18 protein-coding genes are annotated in these 18,698 nt (G+C 55.3%); 3 read left to right on the top strand and 15 right to left on the bottom strand.

What is annotated here, in order from left to right:
* Positions 1-92: 92 nt before the first annotated feature.
* From H4Q31_RS21950 to H4Q31_RS04885, 14 genes are all read right to left on the bottom strand, one after another.
* Positions 93-257: a GNAT family N-acetyltransferase gene (locus H4Q31_RS21950; RefSeq protein WP_376698214.1), complete on the bottom strand. Its 165-nt coding sequence runs from the start codon at positions 255-257 to the stop codon at positions 93-95.
* A gap of 262 nt (positions 258-519) precedes the next feature.
* Entirely contained in the window at positions 520-885 is a 366-nt protein-coding gene (locus H4Q31_RS04940) for a GyrI-like domain-containing protein (protein WP_245347521.1), read from the bottom strand.
* A gap of 91 nt (positions 886-976) precedes the next feature.
* Positions 977-1,462: an NUDIX hydrolase gene (locus H4Q31_RS04935; RefSeq protein WP_185177952.1), complete on the bottom strand. Its 486-nt coding sequence runs from the start codon at positions 1,460-1,462 to the stop codon at positions 977-979.
* Positions 1,463-1,493: 31 nt separating this feature from the next.
* Positions 1,494-1,589, bottom strand: a complete 96-nt coding sequence (locus H4Q31_RS21550; protein WP_376698213.1) for a hypothetical protein — start codon at positions 1,587-1,589, stop codon at positions 1,494-1,496.
* 206 nt (positions 1,590-1,795) lie between these two features.
* A complete protein-coding gene (locus tag H4Q31_RS04930) occupies positions 1,796-2,146 on the bottom strand; it encodes a VOC family protein (RefSeq protein WP_185177951.1) in 351 nt (116 codons plus the stop codon).
* A 64-nt stretch (positions 2,147-2,210) separates the two neighbouring features.
* Positions 2,211-2,366, bottom strand: a complete 156-nt coding sequence (locus H4Q31_RS04925) for a beta-xylosidase family glycoside hydrolase (protein ID WP_311771687.1) — start codon at positions 2,364-2,366, stop codon at positions 2,211-2,213.
* Between the two features lie 86 nt (positions 2,367-2,452).
* Positions 2,453-2,893 (bottom strand): hypothetical protein, encoded by a 441-nt coding sequence (locus tag H4Q31_RS04920; RefSeq protein ID WP_185177950.1) that lies wholly within the window; start codon positions 2,891-2,893, stop codon positions 2,453-2,455.
* Between the two features lie 153 nt (positions 2,894-3,046).
* Positions 3,047-4,057 carry an endo-1,4-beta-xylanase gene (locus tag H4Q31_RS04915; protein WP_185177949.1) on the bottom strand — a complete coding sequence of 337 codons (1,011 nt, stop codon included), beginning with the start codon at positions 4,055-4,057 and terminating at the stop codon, positions 3,047-3,049.
* Between the two features lie 44 nt (positions 4,058-4,101).
* Positions 4,102-5,001, bottom strand: coding sequence for a carbohydrate ABC transporter permease (locus H4Q31_RS04910; protein WP_185177948.1), 900 nt, complete (start codon positions 4,999-5,001; stop codon positions 4,102-4,104).
* Between the two features lie 13 nt (positions 5,002-5,014).
* Positions 5,015-5,941, bottom strand: a complete 927-nt coding sequence (locus H4Q31_RS04905) for an ABC transporter permease (protein WP_245347525.1) — start codon at positions 5,939-5,941, stop codon at positions 5,015-5,017.
* 142 nt (positions 5,942-6,083) lie between these two features.
* Positions 6,084-7,805 (bottom strand): ABC transporter substrate-binding protein, encoded by a 1,722-nt coding sequence (locus tag H4Q31_RS04900; protein ID WP_185177946.1) that lies wholly within the window; start codon positions 7,803-7,805, stop codon positions 6,084-6,086.
* 102 nt (positions 7,806-7,907) lie between these two features.
* Positions 7,908-9,488: a response regulator gene (locus H4Q31_RS04895; protein ID WP_185177945.1), complete on the bottom strand. Its 1,581-nt coding sequence runs from the start codon at positions 9,486-9,488 to the stop codon at positions 7,908-7,910.
* 2 nt (positions 9,489-9,490) lie between these two features.
* Complete coding sequence (locus H4Q31_RS04890; RefSeq protein ID WP_185177944.1) at positions 9,491-11,287, bottom strand: sensor histidine kinase; 1,797 nt, start codon at positions 11,285-11,287, stop codon at positions 9,491-9,493.
* Between the two features lie 5 nt (positions 11,288-11,292).
* Positions 11,293-12,885, bottom strand: coding sequence for a helix-turn-helix domain-containing protein (locus tag H4Q31_RS04885; protein WP_245347522.1), 1,593 nt, complete (start codon positions 12,883-12,885; stop codon positions 11,293-11,295).
* A gap of 207 nt (positions 12,886-13,092) precedes the next feature.
* Here H4Q31_RS04885 and H4Q31_RS04880 point away from each other — a divergent pair, with 207 nt between their 5' ends.
* The 3 genes from H4Q31_RS04880 (at position 13,093) to H4Q31_RS04870 (ending at position 15,631) form a co-directional block, all read left to right on the top strand.
* The gene (locus H4Q31_RS04880) at positions 13,093-13,851 is read left to right on the top strand and encodes an ABC transporter ATP-binding protein (RefSeq protein ID WP_185177943.1); all 759 of its coding nucleotides are present in this window, start codon (positions 13,093-13,095) and stop codon (positions 13,849-13,851) included.
* Positions 13,848-14,870 carry an ABC transporter permease gene (locus tag H4Q31_RS04875; RefSeq protein ID WP_185177942.1) on the top strand — a complete coding sequence of 341 codons (1,023 nt, stop codon included), beginning with the start codon at positions 13,848-13,850 and terminating at the stop codon, positions 14,868-14,870. The genes H4Q31_RS04880 and H4Q31_RS04875 overlap by 4 nt, the downstream gene beginning before the upstream one ends.
* Positions 14,871-14,965: 95 nt before the next feature.
* Positions 14,966-15,631 (top strand): TetR/AcrR family transcriptional regulator, encoded by a 666-nt coding sequence (locus H4Q31_RS04870; RefSeq protein WP_185177941.1) that lies wholly within the window; start codon positions 14,966-14,968, stop codon positions 15,629-15,631.
* An 86-nt stretch (positions 15,632-15,717) separates the two neighbouring features.
* Here H4Q31_RS04870 and pgmB read toward each other — a convergent pair whose 3' ends face one another.
* Entirely contained in the window at positions 15,718-18,693 is a 2,976-nt protein-coding gene (gene pgmB, locus H4Q31_RS04865) for a beta-phosphoglucomutase (protein ID WP_185177940.1), read from the bottom strand.
* Between the last annotated feature and the right edge of the window lie 5 nt (positions 18,694-18,698).

The raw sequence follows: 18,698 nt of genomic DNA, 5'->3' as shown, positions 1-18,698 counted from the left end.
CAATCTATTTTACAGACTCCATCTCCAAGCTCTATTTCCCTCACACAGAGCTCATTCGATTGGAATAAGATCATGTTTTAGCTCCTTGGTATTTATAATAAGATAAGCTCGTACCCTAACTCCTCGCATCTTCTTATACCTTCCTTAATCAATCTGCTTCCAAATCCTTGTCTTCGTAGATCTGGATCAACTTCATCTTCTCTATTCGCCAATGCTCGAAAGTGTAAGTTAAACACTTCCTTGAAGTCCTTCTCCATCTCGGTTCTTATGATCATCTCATATCTCCATTCTCCGTCTCATAAATCTTCTTATCACTTCATCATCCCAGACTTGAACTTCGATATATCTCTCGGGGCCGTTAATCCCATCTTTATTCCACACTTGCGGCATATGTCATATAGTGAGGATTAGCATTCTTCTTAATCTCATTTGATACTTCCAACGCTTGCTCTTCCGATAAACTTGAGAGATTCTTGAAGGCGCCAATATTTTTATCGAAGTAATGATACAAGGAAGTTGTCATATGCATGTTCTGGCGTCTGCACTTATTACAGGAAATCTTAGCACCGTCTTCAGCTTTGTTGGTCCCGTCTTACGGGGATCTGATAAATAGATTTCCCGGTGAATTTTGCTTGCACGGATATATCCATGCTCTATACAGAACGCTTCCATTCGTGCAAAGCTTTCCGGCTCATCGTCAAAGCTTCCCACCGCATAACTCAAGCTATACAAAGCTTCTGTCGCCTTGACAAATTCCCCACCGTTGGGGTCACCAGAACCATTAATCATCAGAAATGCCATTCTCCGCACTTCCACAATTCCCGGCTGCGTCTTCGGCATATAGAATTGCTTATAACCCTTTTTATAAACTATCTTTTTGCTCAAAATTAGATTCTCCTCTTCTTATCGGAAAAATAGCGCTTTTCCGGCATCCCCGAATATGAAGGAACTGAAACAATCTCTATTTTCATGTTTTTCAGCCCTTTGATTGCAATGACTTTAGATAGATCTTTATTCCGGCTTGATCGATATCCGAGAATTGCAACGGGTTCTCGGCAAACATGGCATTCAGTTTCTTAACACTTATCCATCTGATTCCTGTAGTGTCATCACCAGTGACTAATAATTCCCCCTTAGCCTTACACCTGAAATAATATCCGACAGAATCGACTGGTCCTTTGATGGTCTGGTATGCAGCGAAAGGTGTTAGGCATTCGACTTCAAAGTCAGTTCCATTCGTTATTATTCGAAGCTCTTCTCCCTCTATCTCGATAAGATCTAATCCCGTCTCTTCTTTTACTTCTCTTATAACCGCGGCGATAAGAGATTCATAGGGTTCAATCCTTCCACCAGGTAATTCAATCCTTTCTGACTCGTTAGGTTTTGTTCTTGTCTGAATAACGATCTCCAGCTCACCGTCGGCATATCTCTCAATAATCGCCCTTGAATTGACATAGAACATTCGATCAAACCCCCATCGATTCAAATTTAACCTAATCTATATGCGCAAGGATCAACAGGTCGAGTCCTAGTACGTCTTGGTAGAAATATTTAGCCTTCTCTGAATCTTTCGTATGAATATTGGTCACGATTCGTTTGACCTTCAATTCAAGCCCCCTGAAGTTGTTTATCAAAGAAGTTCTTTACGTTTACTTGATCGACTGTATGCTTTCATCGAGATTATTCTAAATCCGACAGCGTCGCGCCAAATAGGCAGCCAAACAACATCAATCCATAAGAGATGGCAGTAAATAATATTTTCAACGCAAAGGCTCCTCCCCTCCCGGTCTCGTCCTCAGCGATGAGCGAGAATATTGATTAACTTTCCAAATGGGTCTCGCACATAGAATCGTTTGACGCTCCAAGGCTCAATGACCGGTCCATACTCAATTGGAACCCCTGCTTCCTTCATACGTTCGAATGCAGCGTCTAAATCATCAACTTCGATAGACAAATCAGGCACAGGCGTGTCCGAACCGCCTTGAGAAGCGAACGAAATCTGTATGTTCATCTCTTGATCCGAACCATAGGTTGCTATCCAGCCATGATCCATTAACAAATCGAGCCCTAACAGCTCTTGGTAGAACCATCTAGCTTGTTCCATTCGATCCGTGCGGATGTTTGCTACGATCCGTTCGACTTTCATGGTTACCTCCTCCGGACTTCCGCCTGATTGATCTCCCCTATATTCTAGTCGATTATTACAGCCTTTAGTAGCAGCCTTCTCGTTCGTCCATTCTCTCGTAATGGAAATAATCGAAATCGGCGACTCCTCCGATATCCTTGGCCGCATAATGAAACAACCCAATACGGCAGCCCATGAAATGATCCAACGTGCTGTCTAAGAAGTTGAACCGGATCCTCAAATAGATCCGGCTCCTATCGTAAGGCAAATTCTCAACCGTTGTCTCGATTCATGTCGTTGCAGGAGAAGGCAACATAGAACATGCCGTCATGGTGTCGCAAGCATGCGGCCCACGAGCCTTTGCCATATATCCCCCGACCGGATGACGCACGGATCCGGAACGTCCGCCCATAGGATAGGGTTCGCGATTGCCGCTCTAGGGCTATCCATCTCCATCCCGCTGCCGCGCAGCCACTCGTACTGGTCTCCCCCTACTCCGTGAAGCAGATACAACGCAGGATAGCGGGTATCCGGATCGCTCTCGTCGTATCCCGCCGGTAGATACACGTTGCACGATTTCAGGATCGCTTCTCCCCGTACCGTCTCTCTTCCCGCTTCTCTTCTATCGATATGGCGATTCGTCACCAATTGGCGATTCGCGTTGATGTAATGGTTAACCGGATAAGAGACCTCTCGAACGGTGCCCCGCTTGTCTCTTGCGGCCGCTCTCCGATACGCGGCGGGCAGTTCCGACATGTCCGGCTTCATCCGCCTTTATCCTCCCTTCCCGGCGTTACCTTTCTCTTCTTGCTTCATGAGCTCGCTCGGCTGTTCTCGGACGACTTCGGCTTCGTATCCGTAAACTATGGGTCAACGTCTCGACAAAGAACCATAGATCCGCCGAGCGGAACGTTCCCTTGGTTATAGGCTGACGACTTCGCGGAACGCGCCTTTCGGGCGCTGTTCCGTATCGAACAACAGCGGCCAGTTCTTGCGGCCTCTGACTGGGAAATGATCCAACCACGTATGGTCGTCGGCCGCCCCCCAGAACGTTACGCTCGTCAGCACATCGCGATATTCGCGGAACAGCCGGAAGAATTGCCCGTAGCGCTCCTCCTGCCGCCGCAGCATATCGGCCGTCGGAGCGGTCAGATCGGTACGTCTGTCCTCGAACTCGAAGACCGATACGTCCATCTCCGTAATCTGCAGCTTCACGCCGAGCGAAGCGTATCGTTCGATCGCGGCCCGGATATCGTCCAGCGTCGGATCGGTTAAGTTCCAATGCGCCTGCAGTCCGATGCCGTGCAGCGGCACGCCCTGCTCAAGCAACGACTTCACGAGACGGTAAATTTTCTCCCGCTTGCCTGGGTGGGATTCATTGTAGTCGTTATAGAATAGCAGCGCTTCAGGATCCGCTACATGGGCGAACCAGAACGCTTGGGCGATATAATCGCCGCCGATGCCTTGCAGCCATCTCGTCGGCCGCAGCCATTCCTCCCCTTCATCGGTTACCGCTTCATTGACGACGTCCCAGCAGTAGATGGAGCCGCGGTAACGGCCAACGACCGTATCGATATGATCTTTCATCCGGGCGAGCAGCGTCTGTCGATCCGCCGATCCGCCGCGTTCGTCCTGGAACACCCAATTCGGCGTCTGGTTGTGCCATACGAGCGTATGACCACGCAGCTTCATGCCGTTCTCGGAGGCGAATGCGGCGATGCGATCTGCCTCTTCGAACGTATAGACGCCATCGGCCGGATGAACGCTCTCGAACTTCATCTCGTTCTCCGCCGTCAAGCTGTTATAATGCCGCTTCAGCAAATCCCGCTGGCTGACGATCGTCCTCCCATTTACCGCTGCGCCAATCGCAAAATCGTTCTGGAACGCTTCCGCGAGCGATACATTCGTCTCAAATGGATCTATAGCCGCCATCCTTCCATCCCTCCCATGTCTCATATCGGAATCATGATATCAAGCTACTCCTTTACGCTGCCGAGCTGCATGCCGTGCACGAAATACTTCTGCAGGAAGGGATACACGACGAGAATCGGCACGGAAGCCACGATCGTGATGGCTGCGCGGATCGATATCGGTGTAACCATTTGAAGTGTTGCGCCTGCACCGCTATTGGCTACGGCTGGGTTGGTGTTCGAGAAAGACGCTGAGGACAGCAGCTTCATGAGCTCGTACTGCAGCGTGCTTAAATTTTGCTTAGAAGAAGCATACAGGAACGTGTCGAACCAGGAATTCCACTGCCCGACCGCGACGAACAGCGCAACGGTAGCGAGAACAGGCTGGCAGAGCGGCAGGATAATGGAGAAGAACGTCCGGAAGTCGCCGGCGCCGTCTACCTTGGCCGATTCAATGAGCCCTTCCGGCAGCGTCTGCATATAGGTGCGAATGACGATCATGTTAAACGCGCTGATCAGGCCTGGAATGATATAAACCAGGAAGTTGTTCAGAAGATGCAGATCCTTGATCAGGAAATAGGTAGGAATGAGCCCCGCATTGAAATACATCGTCAGCACGATGAGGATCGTAACCGGCTTACGGAACACATATTCCTTGCGGCTGACCGCATAGGCCAGCATCGAGGTCAGGAACAGGCTTAGCAACGTGGCGATGACCGTTCTCGCTACCGATACCCAGAAGGCATGATAGATCGTTCCGCCTGCGAACACCGCCCTGTAATTCTGGTCCGTCCATATTCGAGGCCATAAATAGATGCCGCCGCGGATCGTATCGTTGCCCGCGTTAAACGATACGGCCAGCGTATTCAGGAATGGATACAGCGTGACGACTGCCAGCGCAAGCATGACGGTCGCGTTGAATAGATGGAAGACAACCGGCTCGAGCCGAAGCGTTCTAGTTCTCATCAGGTTGCCCTCCTCATATTAATCGGTCCTCGCCAATACGTTTGGCAACCGTATTGGCTGCGAAGATTAGCGCGACGCTGACGATGGTCTTAAAGATGCCTGCGGCGGTTGCCAGCGAATAGTTGCCGATCTGCAGGCCGTATTTCAATACGAATATATCGATCGTCTGCGACCAATCGACGACGACGCCGTTGCCGAGCAGGTATTGGACTTCGAAGCCCGCATCCAGAATCCAGCCGAGATTCATGATTAGCAGAATAATGACGATCGACTTGATTCCCGGCAAGGTAATATGAAGCATTTTCTTATATCGATTCGCCCCATCGATCTCCGCCGCTTCATACAGAGAGGGATCGATAGACGTGATAGCCGCCAAGTAAATAATCGCGTTCCAGCCGACTTCCTTCCAGACGTGGGAAGCGCCTACAATTCCCCAGAAGTAATGCGGCTTGCTGAGCCACATGATCGGCTCTTGAATGAATCCGAGCTTCATGAGCAGCACATTGATAATCCCGCCGTCTATCGACAACGCATTCGCAACGAGGCCCGTAACGATAATCCACGATAGAAAGTGCGGAAGATAGGAGATAGTCTGGATCGTACGCTTAAACAGCCTGCTCTTGATCTCATTCAACAGGATCGCGAGCGCGATCGCCGTAAGGAAGCCAAGAACAAGGTTGATGAAGCTCATGCCGACCGTGTTGCGCAGAACCTTCAGGAAACTATCGTCTCTGAAAAGAAAATTAAACTGCTTAAACCCGACCCATTCCTGCTGGGAAAAGGGCAGAGCCGGCTTGTAATTCTGAAAGGCTTGCGTCCAGCCCCAAATGGGGTAGTAAGAAAATAATAGGACGTAAAGCAGAATCGGCAGCGACATGAGCATCAGCTGCTTCTGGCTGCGCATCCGTTTGAATATGGACGATTTGGGTGCGGCAGTCATCGCGGCTGTATTCGATGATATCCCTTTCGGCGCGCTTGCCATCGTTCTCTCCTCCTGTCTATCTTCCGGCACCAATGGAAACGTCAAGCGCAGAAAGCACCGGCGGTTCGCCGATGCTTTCCGCAGCCTATCATCCCTTCAGTTAGTTGCTGCTCCAGTTCTCAATCCGCCACTGAATCTGCGAATTGATCCGATCTTCGTACGCCTTCACGTTGATCTTCGCATAAGCGTCTACGTACTCTTGCCAGACGGAATCGAATTGGTCTGTCTTAGACATGATCGCCTTCGGCAAATACTTAAGCGTAGCGTCTGTCATTTGCTTATTGGCGACCGAGGCGTCGGAGCCGTCAATCAAGTCGATATTCCAAGCCGGATAATAGATTGGATTCTCCGGAGCGGGGGTGAAGAACTCCGTCCAAGTCTTATGCTGGTAAGCGTCAAGAACCTCTTTGTCCTCCGGCTTAAGCGAGTTATAGAATTCGTCCGGCTGGGTTCCCGGCCCCGTCGCGTTGCCGTCGCTGTAGGTGCCTTCCATCTTCGGCGCGTAAGCCCATAATGCGTCGGCTTTATTGGCCAGCTTCCAAGTCGGATCATTCTGCTGATCGCGCTGTTCCTGCGTCCGGTAGAATTTGCCGTTCTCATCCACCAGGTAGTCAACGCCTTCTTCGCCCCACTGCAGTGTCTTCTGCCAGTCTTCGGATACCAACGCGTCAAGGAACTGGATGATGCGCACCGGATCCTTCGCGTCCTTGCTGATGCCGAAGCCGTTGTTCAAGTTGAGAACGGGACGGTCGAGATAGTGATCCGTGACGCCTTCGTAGGTCAACGGGAAGGGGACATACGTTTGACCGATTTTGTTTTGTCCGATCAGCTCATTCTCGGCTTGTTCGAAGTTCCAACGCTGGTCGAACATGCCGAGCACGCGGCCGGAAGCGACCTTAGCCAAATATTGGTCATAGTTCTGAACGAATGCTTCTTTGTCCATCAGGCCTTGGTTATAGATTTCATTGAGCTTCTTGTAATAAGTCTTAGCTATATCTTGGGTGGCAAACACGGTGGCAACTCCGTTATCGACCACGACGCCGCCGTCGTTAGCATGGCCGCTGAGATGCTCCGGCGCGTTGGTGAGCGGGAATGTCCGCCAATCGTACGCAAGGGTCGTGAAGCCGATCGTCGGCTGGCCGTCGCTTGTCGTCGGATGCTTCGCTGCGTAGTCGCTGATTAGTTTGAAATATTCATCCAGCGTCTTAGGTGTCGGGTAGCCCGCTTCCTTAAGAATGTCCTTCTGAATCCAGAACGCCGGGCCTTGATATACAGTCGCAAGATAATCCCCGGTATAGGCGCCATAGTTCGGCAGCCAATAAATATGGCCGTCGCTGGAATCCTTCATCAGGTTCCAATATTTCTCGTAGTGCTTCTTCAGATTCGGTCCATACTGTTCGATTAGATCCTCCAGCGGGATGACCGCTTTCGCCGTTACGAGCTTCGGATCGGCCGTAATGAGATCCGGATATTCCCCGCCTGCAATCATAACGCCGAGCTTCTGCTGCAGATCGCCGACCAGGAATTCCATGTTCAGCTTCACGCCGAGTTCGTCCTGAATCTTCTTGTAGATCCGGTTGTCCGCCGTTGGCTGCTGCTGCGGCGCGCCGATGAATGCCGAGATCGTAATCGGTTCCAAAGCATCGGATTCAGATGCTGACGGCGATGCCGAAGCGCCGGCGCTTGTCGAATTAGTCGCCGCGCTCGACGGCTCGCTCTCGGAAGAATTGCTGCTGTTGCCGCTGCAGCCGGCGAGCGCGAGACAAAGCGCTAACCCGAGCGACAATGAGCTCCACAGCTTCTTTCTCGTGGCAACCCCCATGTCTTGCTCCTCCTCTGGAATTCGGTTTACCTTGCTCCTTCCATTATGAATTGATGTATGCGCTTGCAACATATTCGGATTTAAGCTCTACGCCCCCTAAATTTAAGGTTCTTCAGAAGGCTGCGCGGCAGACGGAGACGAGCGTCTCTCGGAAGCTTGCTGCCTGTATTCGCTCGGCTTCATGCCGAGCCGCCTCTCGAACTGCTTCAGAAAATGCTGATAGCCCTTGTAGCCGAGCGCCTCCGCGATCGCCCACGAGGCATCCTCCGTCTCCCGGAGCAGCCGCTTCGCTTCCTCGATCCGACGATCGTGCAAATAGTCAAGGATGCTTCTGCCGTACCTGCGCGAGAACGATTGGCCTAAGTAGACAGGATGAAGATAGAACCGTTCCGCGATCTCCTTGATGGTGAGCGACTCTTTATAATGATGCCGCAAGTATTCAGCGACCTTCGCCAGCGTGCCGCCGGTCTGTCTTCCCTGCAGCTCGAATACGGCGGACTGGCAGTTCAAGCAGAAGGAGATCAAAGCCTCGGCCGTCTCCTGCAGATGCCTGCCGGGCTCGCTGACAGCGAAGAAGCTCGATCGTTTAAGCAATTCGTCGGGATCGCCGCCCAAGTATTTGTAGACGGAGGCGCAGCGAAGCGCAGCCTGGGTCGCGAAGATGCCGATCAGCTCCGGCAGCGTCATACGCTCCTCGAACCTTCGGAACGCTTGCCGGATCGCAGCCGCAAGATCGTCCGGACCGCCGATCTCCATGGCCTCTACGATGGCGTCAGCATCCTTCAGCGCCCCCACGTCGAGAGACAGCGTTTTATCCTGAATGTCTTCGTAATGAACGATGGCGTCTCCGCTATAGAAGAGAAACCGCTCAGCCTCGGCGGCACAGCTATAGGACTTGGACAAATCGCCCAAGCAGCCGACGCCGCAGCCTACGGCTATCTCGATTCGGCCGGCCGTATTGCTCCGCATGGCCTCAAGCAGCCGCTTCGCGAACGCGCGCATGCCTTCATCGGTGGACTGCGCCAACCCGACGACGAGGCCGAACGCGCCCCGACTGCCTTCCATCAGATAACAGCAGCCGTGCCCGTCTGCTATCCGAAGAGCGGCTTCGCGGGCGGCTCTCGAGCCTTCGTCATCGGTCTCTACATGCATGTACGTCCAATAGGACGCTTGGCCGCTCAGGCGGCCCAGTGTCCGCAACGCATCCTGCCGTTCGTCCTCCTCGCTTCCGAAGAGCAGTACCGATAACGCTTGCCTGACGGCATAACGATCTGCGGCGTCCCGAATGAGCTGGCGCCTCTCTCGCTCGTGAAGCTCCTTCTGCAGCCGCTCCAGCACTTCGTCGACTTCATCCCCGATGATCGGCTTGGTTAGATAATGCTTGACGCCAAGACACATCGCCTGCCTCGCATAGTCGAAATCGTTGTAGCCGCTCGCAATGACGAACAGAGTAGAGCGGTTGCCTAAGCGGCGCGTCTCCTCGATCAGCTCCAGCCCGTCCAGCACCGGCATGCGAATGTCGGTGACGACCAAGTCCGGCGGGTCTTGGCGGATATGCTCGATCGCTTCCTCGCCGTTGCGGCACACCTGAGCGACCCGGAAGCCGCGCTTCTCCCAATCGACCAGCAGCTCCAGCCCTTCGAGAGCGAACGGCTCGTCATCGGCCAGCAGCACTTTGTACATGTTCACGCCTCCTTCTTCCATTGGTCCGCCTCAAGCCGCGACAGCGGAATATGGAATCCAGCCACCGTCCCCTTCTCCGGATCGCTGCTGAACCGAAATCTGACATGCTCATTGTAGTACAGCTGTAATCGGCGGTAGACGTTGCGGATGCCGACATGTCCATCGATCCCCTGATCGGACCTCACGTTCTCCATCAACTGCTGCAGCTTTGCTTCCTCCATGCCGACGCCGTTGTCGATGACGCTGATCTCCAGGGAGCGATCCGTCAGCTTCGCCGTCACCCGGATCAAGCGGTCTTCCTTGCGGGCTTGCAGCCCGTGCTTGCAAGCATTCTCGACGAGCGGCTGAATGCTCATTCGCGGGATGCGAAGAGTCAGCGCTTGAGGATCGATATCGAACGTGTAATCGAACAGGTCTCCGAAGCGAAATTTCTCGATCTGCAAGTACATCGATGTTAATTCCAGCTCATCCCGGAGCGGCACGAGGCCATCCGCCCGGCTGAGCAGCTGCCGCATGAGCAGGGACAGGTTCTTGATGATGGCCGTGACATCGGAATAGCCGTTCTTCGTGCAGACAACAAGCAGCGCGTTCAGCGTATTGAACAGAAAGTGCGGGTTCATCTGGCTTTGCAGCATGGAGAGCTCGGTGCGCACGCGTTCCAGCTCCAGGCTTTTCTGCCGAATCTCCAGCTTGTAGACGTCGTTGATAAGCGAGGTGATCTTGGCCGTCATGACGTTGAAGGTGCGGATCAACCCCCCGATCTCGTCGTCTCCTTCCTGGATGTCGATCCGATCGAACTTCTCGTTCCGGAACTTCTCCATATGCCTGGACAGCTTCTTCACCCGGTAATGATAGGATCTGAGGATGATGAAAATAAGCAGGGATGGAACCAGCGTGCTAATGATCGCAAGCCAAATAATGGAGCGGCGGGCGTCGTCCAGCAGATTGTCAATATGCCGGGTATCCGCGATCATGACAAGCTTCCAGCCGCTTGCGTATCCGACGTCCCCGAATGCATATTCCATCGTGTATCCGGAGTCAGAATCGGCCGCCGAGAGAGGCGGGCTCCGATCGATCAACGCATCAGGCTCGGCTATTCCGGCGCTTGCGGCAACGACCCGGTTCTGCTCATCGACGAGTTGAAGCTGCAGGCTATCAAGCTCGCGGTTCAGAATGCTGTTCATCTTGTCGACATTCAGGTCCACTCGCAAATATTTGGAATACCTCGAATAAGGAGAGAAGTTGTTCATCTCACTGACGACGCTGATCCGCTTGCCCGGAAGGAAGGTACCGGTCTCGTTGTAAGCCGCGACGAGAATGTTGCTCTCCGATTGCTTCAGCTGATCCAGCCACGGGAGATCGTCTAAGGAGCTGCGGATGACGTGGTAGTTCGAGCCGGTCTGGATCGTATCGTTATCGGTATATATTCGAACCTCCAGAATATTCGGGGACATATAGCGAGTAAGCCGATCCCGAAGAAAGTCGTTATATACTTCGTAGTAATCGACTGGCGAAGCGTACCTTCGATCGAGCACCTCGTAGACCGAGTCGTCGTCAGCGATCGATCGGCTGAGCGCGACGCCCTCGTCCATCATGCCGAGCAGCTCGCCGGACGCCCGCTCGATCGACTTGCGCAGGTTGTCTTCCTCCCGTATTCGAATATCCGCGGAATTCCGCTGATAGAAGAAGATATTGATCGTCATGATCGGAAGAAGCACGCAGAGCAAATAAATGAGCAGAAATTTGTATCGGAGAGGGATATCGTTGACCAAGCGGAATACCGCCGGTTGGCTTCGCATCCAGATCACCCTTGCCGTTTGTTTTTATAAGCAGATGGCAATTCTCCCGTAAGCGCCTTAAATTTGTCCGTAAAATAGTCGCTGTCATGATAGCCGAGTTCCGAAGCAATATCGGATACCAGCAGATCCGTTCGGCGAAGCATTCTGCGGGCTTCGTCAATCCGAAGGCGGTGGATGTAGTCATGGAAGCCGCATCCGGTCTCCCTTTTGAACTGCTGTCCGAAGTAAGCCGGGTTGATATAGAATCGGTCCGCCAGATCCTGAAGCCGGATTCTCTCGCGGAAATGCCGCTTTAGATACTCGACTGCCTCCGATACGAACGTACCGTTCGCCCGGGCCGGCGAACTTCTCGATGCGAGCCGCTCGGCCGCCTGCACACACAGCCGCTTCAGTGAATCTCCGTTCCAGGACTCGGCAGCGGATCGGGTTCCTCTCAGCAGCTGACGCATCCACTCGAACTCGCCTTCCGCTCCTGCGTTCGGTTTCGCGAAACGGCGAAGCAGCTCGCCCTGAATGTACCGAACAGCTGCCTTGACCCAGCCTTCCTCCGCCCCAGTTCTGACGAACAGGCCGACCAGTCCATCCACGGCGCGGCCGATGCCAACCGAATCGCACGCTTCAATCGATTGAAGCAGCTCTTCGACGTACGCCGACATCTCCTCCAGGCGCCATTCGCCGGCAGCCTTGCGTCCCTGGTGTCTATGCACGCCTCCCCGTGGGGCGAGCAACGCGCGGCTGCGGGTCTCCAACACCTGCCGGTACAGCCTCGGCACGGCGGCAAGTCCGAAGGCGCTGCCGCTGCAGTAGAGCGCCAGTTCCCGAAGCGGCCGCCCCAGTTTGGCAGCCGCCTCCATCAGCCGCACTTCAAGCTCTTCCTCCTCCAGTCCGCCGTCCAAGAGAAGCAGACCGGCCCGACCCGGCGCCTCCTCGAACGTCCAAGCCCGGCCGCCCCCGGCGGTTAGAGCTTCCGAGAGCTCATTCAACCAGGCATGAGGAGACAAGCCTTCGGCCCCACGCTCGGTTCGTCTTCCGGGACCATCGACCGGCTCGGCCAGAATAAGGCGACAGCGCGTTCGATCGCTTGCGCCTAGCAGCCGCTCGGTCGTATCGACTGCAGCCGCTTCTCCATCCGCAAGCAGGCTCACGATCGAAGCGGCTGCAGCGGCGGCCTGCTTCTTGCCGGCAGACGCTTCCTCCAGACGCCTCTCCTCCAGAGGACCGGCCAACTCAAGCAGCAGGCTGTGAATTTCCTCCGTCACGAGCGGCTTCAATATATAGCGATCGACCTGATAGATAAGCGCCTGCTGAGCGTAACCGAATTCGGGGAAACCGCTTACAATAATCGTCTTGGCGCTATGCCCCAGATCCTCCTTCATCGCCCGGATGAGCCCAAGTCCGTCGAGAACCGGCATTCGAATATCGGTTACGACCAGATCCGGATCGCAGGCCTGTATATTCGCGAGCGCTTCCGCGCCATCGGTCGCCGTGCCGCACAGCTGGTACCCGTAAGCTTCCCAGTCCACCATCGTCTTCCAGCCTTCCAGCATCAACGGCTCATCGTCCACTACGAGAACCTTGTACATGATCTCACCCGCCATTCCCCCATTTCCTCTTATTATAGAGATTATACTTTTGTGCCAGTTTTGACAATCGAAGGTATATGGAATGCCCCTTCGCCGTTGCGATAAAAAAATCCTTTACTCGTTGCATACTGTTCCACTACAAATTACCGGTTTGGATGTATAATCAAATTGTATCGAGAATCAGCGTGTGATTACTCACTCTGCTTCAGGAGCGTGATCTTAATGAGCTTCCCTTCCCCGGCTTCCTCCGCTTTAACGGCGCCCGTCGTCGAGACCGAAGGGCTTGTCCGCTCGTTCGGCGGCCGTACCGTGCTGGACGGCATCTCGCTGCGCATCGAACGCGGCGAGCTGTTCGGGCTGCTCGGCCCGTCCGGTTCCGGCAAGACGACGCTGATTAAGCTGATCACCGGCATCGATCGCGCCGACACCGGTACCGTCCTGCTGCTCGGCGAGCGAATGCCGAAGCTGTCCATGCTGCAGCGATTCGGCTACATGGCGCAAGCCGATGCCTTGTATGGCGAGCTGACCGCGCGCGAGAACCTGCAATTTTTCGCCTCTCTCTATGGCTTATCGGGAATCCGCCGAAGCGAGCGGATTCAAGCTGTCATGGCTGTCGTCGACCTGCTAGACCACCTGAACAAGCCGGTCTCCGCTTATTCCGGCGGCATGAAGCGCCGGTTGTCGCTTGCCATCGCGCTGCTGCACGAGCCGGAACTGCTCGTGCTTGACGAGCCTACCGTTGGCATCGACCCGGTGCTCCGCCAGTCGATCTGGAAGGAGCTGCTCGCTCTGCGCGACAACGGCACTACCATCCTGCTGACGACGCACGTCATGGACGAAGCCGAGAAGTGCGACCGGATCGGACTCATCCGCGACGGCTGTCTGACCGCGGTCGATACGCCTGAAGCGCTCAAGACCCGCAGCGGAGCACAATCGCTTGAAGAAGCGTTCATTACGCTAGGGGGAGGTGAGCGGGCATGAGAATCCGGGCTCTGGCTGTGCGCATCATCCGTCAATTCGTTCGTGACAAGCGGACGCTCGCTCTACTCTTCCTTGCGCCTCTGCTCGTTCTGACGCTCATGAACTTCGTCTTTAACGGCCAGACGGTCAAGCCGGACATCGGCGCCGCTTCGCTTCCCGCCGCTGTTGAGGCTAAGCTTGAACAGGCTGGCGCAGACGTTACAACTTACCCAAGCAAGAACGTGGCTGATCAGCAATTGAAGGCTGGCAGCCTGGACGCTGTCTTGTCCATCGAAGCTGGAAGCCTGTCCCTGCTTCTCGAAGGCAGCGACCCGTCCGTGAACAAGAACGTTCTCGTCGTCTTGCAGAAGGCAATGCAGACGGAAGGCATGAACGCGCCGCAGCTTCAAGTCTCTTATCTGCATGGCCAAGAGGATCTGAGCTCCTTCGATTCGTTCGGTCCCGTCCTGATCGGCTTCTTCTCGTTCTTCTTCGTCTTCATGCTCGCAGGAGTCGCTTTCCTGCGCGAGCGAACGACCGGAACGCTGGAGCGGCTGCTGGCGACGCCGATTCGGCGCACCGAAGTGGTCGGCGGTTACCTCGCCGGATTCGGGCTGTTCACGCTGCTGCAGGCTGCGCTTATCGCCGTTTACGCCATTTATGCCCTTGGCATGTATATGGACGGCTCCATCTGGCTGGTCCTGCTGATGAACCTGCTGCTGACGCTGACCGCCTTGACGCTGGGTACGCTGCTGTCCTCGTTCGCGACGACCGAATTCCAGATCATCCAGTTCATCCCACTCGTTGTCGTGCCGCAGGTCTTCTTCTCCGGCTTGTTCAACCTGGACGCGATGAACCCATGGCTGCAAAAGCTAAGCTACATCATGCCGCTCTATTACGGAGCCGACGCCATGCGCGGCATCATGATCCGCGGAGAAGGATTCGCTGATATTCAGCTGGACATCTATGTGCTGCTCGGCTTCTCGATCACGTTCGCTCTTCTGAACGTCATCGCCTTGAAGAAGCAACGCGCCATTTAATGCACGACGATATTAACGCACAGACGATAGTGATGCACGGACGATAGATGATAAACGATGTACAGCAAGCTATGTGCAATAAGGAGTTGGTAAGCGTGAACGAACAATTGGAGCCGCTATTGGAGGAGCTGCTGAAAGCAAGCTCCGATGGCAAGCGAATGACGGAGAAGCAAGCACGCATCATTCGAGCCGCTATCGAGATGTTCGCGGAGAAGGGATATGCCGCCTCATCAACGAGCGAGATCGCCCAGAGGGCCGGTGTGGCGGAGGGCACGATCTTCCGGCACTACAAGACGAAGAAGGACTTGCTGCTCGCCATCGCGACGCCTGCGCTGGGGCGATTGATCGCGCCATTCGTCATCCGCGAGTTCCGTGGCGTGCTGAACACGCAATATGAGAGCTACGATCAATTCTTGCGCGCGCTCATCGAGAACCGGATCTCATTCGTGCAGCAATATTGGAACTTGATCCGAATTATTATTCAAGAGCTCCCCTTCCATCCGGATCTGCAGACGATGATCAGCAGCGCCGTCCTGCCTCAGGTGCTCGTGCGCATAGAGCCGATCTTGAACAAGTTCAAATCGGAAGGCAAACTGCTCGACCTGCCGAACTTCACGATTGTGCGGCTGACGATATCCTCGCTCGGCGGCTATATCGTCGGCCACTTGCTCGCCGAATCCGGCCGAGCCGAGTCTTGGGACGACGTCCAGGAACGCGAAGCGACGATTGCCTTCCTCATGCGTGGGCTGACGCGGAATTAGGTGGACGGCTTCGACAAAGAGGGCAAACCTTCAGCGACCGAAGGTTTGCCCTCTTCAGATGAAATACGGTAAAGCTGCCGATAATCTTACTGTCTGCCGAACTTCTCTTGCAACAGTTCCCAGTTCAATTCCTCGGTCGAAGCGGCGACATAATCGGCCGCTTCGAGAATGCTCGGCTCGCCGATGCCGATCGCCAGCATGTTCGCATCCCGGATCGCTGCGAGTCCCGCAGCTGAATCTTCGAGGCCAATACAGTTCTTGGGAGGTACGCCGAGCGCTTCGGCCGCCTTCAGGAACACCTCGGAATCCGGCTTGCCGCGTTCCAGAGCGCCTGCATCCACGACATGACCGAAGTACCCGCCGATCCCAAGAGACCCCACAATAGCCGGCGCGTTGCGGCTGGCGGATGCCACCGCCATGCGGATCCCGCTGCGGCGAAGCTCTTCCAGCAGCTGCGGAATGCCTGGCAGCAAGTGCTCAGGTCGGATCGCGCCAATCAGCTCTTGATAGCGCGCGTTCTTCCTCGCCATGAGCACCTCCTTCTCTTCTTGGCCGTACTCCCGATCCGCTCGCTCCAGAATGATCTTCAGAGACGTGAGCCTATCGACTCCCTTGAGCCGCTCGTTAATCTTACGGTCGAACGGAATGCCGAGCTCGTCAGCCAGTTCCTTCCATGCTTGATAATGGAATTCAGCGGTATCCGTCAGCACGCCGTCCAGATCGAAAATAACGGCCTCCGGCACGCGGTTCGGCAGCGTGACGCCCGTTAAGCCGACGGTCACTCTCTTGCCTAGATGAACGAGCTCGATCGGCGTGCCTTCCGCCAGCTCGTACGTCGTCCGCTCCCGTTCCACCCGCACAGTAAGAAGGCTGCCGCGGAAGCGCATGCGGAACGTGTAGGCGCTCCAGTGACGCGGCAGCTCCGGCCGGAACGACAGCTCGCCGTCCGTCTGGCGCATGCCGGCGAAGCCCTGCACGATCATCAGCCAAGCTCCCGCCATCGATGCGGTATGAATGCCGTCCTTCACGTTGCGATGGTAATCGTCCAGATCGACGCGAGCCGTCTGCATGAAGTATTCATACGCCTTGTCCACCATGCCGAGCTCGGCGGCGACGATGCCGTGGATGCAAGCGGACAAGGAAGAATCATGTGTAGTCAGCGGCTCGTAATAGTTATAATTGCGGAGCTTCTCCCACGAGGAGAAGCGATGTCCCTGCAAGTACAACGCCATCACAAGATCAGCTTGCTTCAGTACCTGATGCCGGTTGATGACGAGTGCGTGGTAGTGCAGCATCAACGGGTAATGCTCCTTCGGCGTTCCGGCGAAGTCCCACACCGCCTTCGTCAGGAACGTATCGTCCTGCCCGATAAGCCCGCGATCGCGATGGATGTACATATGCTGGGCGGCATGCAGCCAGCCTGCCGCTTCCTCCGCGTTCACTCCCATCGCCGACTGCAGCTCCGACCAGCGCTCCGGCCGTTCACGCTGCAACTCTGCCGCCACGTCGGCGGCATATTCCAACTGATCCTTGACCATCACATTCGTATACGTGTTGTTATCGATGACCGTCGTATATTCATCGGGTCCCGTTACACCGTTGATGCAGAACCCGCGTCCTTCGATCCAGTCGCCCGCATCGGCGAAGAATCGCGACGTCTCGAACAAGATTTCGGCTCCCGGTCCGTAGAGGAATTCCTTGTCGCCGGTCGCCTCCACGTATTTTTTCAACGCGTACACGATATCTGCGTTAATGTGATACTGGGCCGTGCTGGCAGCATAGTAAGCCGACGTCTCCTCGCCGTCGATCGTGCGCCAGGCGAACAGCGCCCCGGCCTGAGACATCTCCGCCGCGCGCGCCCGCGCCTTCGGCAGGATGTGATGACGATACAGCAGCAGCCTCTTGGCGATGTCCGGCTTCGTATAGAGGAAGAACGGCAGCATGTACGTCTCGGTATCCCAGAAATAGTGCCCGTCATAGCCTTCGCCGGTAATGCCCTTGGCACCGATGTTCGTCCGTCCGTCCCGGCCGACCGATTGCAGCAGATGATACGCGTTGAAGCGTAGCGCCTGCTGCAGCGCTTCGTCGCCTTCCACGCTTACGTCGGCCGTCTTCCAGAACTCGTCCAAGAAGGCCTCGTGTTCTTCCGCGATCGCCTCAAGACCCGAGGCTTTGGCCTCCGCAAGCGTACGAAGCGCCAGTTCCGGCAGATCCGACGAGGGATAATCCTTCGACGAGTAATAAACGATATACTTCTCGAGCACGACCGCTTCGCCTTCCGTTGCTGTCACGCTGAATCGCTTCTCCAGACGTTGGCCGGCGAATCGGGTCGTCAGCCGAACGGTTTGATTCAGCCTGTGCTCCATCCCGCACGCGAGCTCGAACTTCGTCATCTGCGTCTGCTGCAGCAACATGCCGAATGTCTCCTCCGGGTGCTCGCAGGCCGCCTTCGTCTCCAGCACTTGGCCGCGGAACGCGGATCCCGCGCGCGGGTCGTGGGCGGCTACCTGATTCGCGACCTTCCCTTCGATAGCGGATACCAGCTCCATATCGCCGGAGAAATTAAGCGGCGTCGCTTCATAGCGCACCAGCGCAAGGTGCTTGTTCGTGAATGCCGCGAACCGCTCGATCCGAACCCGCACACGCTTGCCCGATGGAGCTTCCCATACGGCGCTGCGGGTCATCGTGCCGCGGCGCATATCGAGCCGACGCTCATAATCTTCATGCTTGCCCGTGAACAGGCTGAACTTCTCTCCGTCCACATACAGCTCGATAATCTTGCCGTCGGTGACGTTCAGCATCGTCTGGTGAAGCTCGGGATGGCCGTAGTGGCGACCCTTGCTGTAAGCGATCGGCGACGAGTCGTAGAAGCCGTTCAAATACGTTCCGTGCAGCGTTGTCTCCGGCGGACCGTCGTAGCCTTCCTCGAAGTTGCCCCGAATTCCGATATAGCCGTTGCCCACCGCAAACACCGTCTCGTCGCGCTGATTCGTCTCCGTGTCAAACGAGCGCTCGGTAATCGTCCATGGCTCCAACGGGTAAATTCGATCCCCTGTTCGCATCGTTG

It is taken from the genome of Cohnella lubricantis (assembly GCF_014212015.1).
GTDB lineage: Bacteria > Bacillota > Bacilli > Paenibacillales > Paenibacillaceae > Cohnella > Cohnella lubricantis.
The sequence above is the reverse complement of the archived record's forward strand: the minus strand, read 5'-3'. Positions and strand labels throughout refer to the sequence as shown.